This is a genomic window from Alcanivorax sp. HI0083 (assembly GCF_001635175.1).
The window spans coordinates 1-989 of the sequence record NZ_LWFX01001537.1; the positions used below are offsets into that span (position 1 = coordinate 1).

The window sequence follows — 989 nt, forward strand, 5'->3', positions numbered from 1 at the left end:
GCATGGTGGAAGCCATGGGCGATGCCGCCACCGTGGACCTGCGTGGCCAGGAAATCATTCCCCACGCCCTCGCCCTGCTGGAAAGTGCACCGGTCACCGGCGACCAGGACAGCGCCATCCGCCTGATGCAGGACTGGGTCACCAACGGCGCCATGCGCCGCGACCGGGACGGCAGCGGCAACTACGATGAAGAAGCCGCCGTGGCCCTGATGGATGCCTGGTACCCGTTGATGATCGACACCCTGCTGCCACAAATCACCGCCGTGGAAGACGTGGACGGCCAGAACCTGTCGCTGATGGGCCGTGACAACAAGCCCGGTGCCGGTGGGTCCGCCTATAACAATGGCTACTACGGCTATCTGGAGCGGGTCCTGGAGCAGGCCCTGGGTACCAGCGCCAACCCGTACCGGGCCCTGCGTTGCGCGGACACCGATGACAGCAACGCCTGCCGCGACGCCCTGGCCGACAGCCTCAACCAGGCCATCGACCAGCTGGGCGGCATCGCCAGCATGGACAGCTGGAACGTGGACGAAAGCCAGGACCAGATCCAGCACCGCGCCATCGGCCTGTCCGGCGTCGCCCCCATCCACTGGCAAAACCGCCCCACCTTCCAGCAGGTCGTGGAATTCACCGGGCACCGGTAAAGCAGCTTCGAGCTGCTAGCAGCTAGCTACAAGGCGCGGGAAAAGCATGGGATATCCGTCCCGGCTTTTCTCCGCGCTTCTCCGCTGAAAACGTCTTTTCACTCGAAACTAGTGGCTGGAAGCTAGGGAACCTCTGAAAAACTCCTTGCGTACTCAGTCTTTCAGGCTGGTTCGCAATCTATACCCCATTCGGGGCACAGAGGGCGCGCTTTTGAAGGTGTCCCCTAACTGGGATCGAGATATGTCCATCCATCGAAAAAGCGCAACAACGAGTGCGGGCCAGCCTGAATGACCCGAAGGGCGTGGCCTGAAGCGCACATCTGCTGCGCCTTGCCTCTCGGAAAG

Annotated in this window: 1 pseudogene; it reads left to right on the forward strand. The window is 62.6% G+C overall.

The annotated features are described in order from the left end of the window. A pseudogene (locus A3754_RS28150) lies at window positions 1–644 on the forward strand (penicillin acylase family protein); the annotation flags it as partial. Between the last annotated feature and the right edge of the window lie 345 nt (window positions 645–989).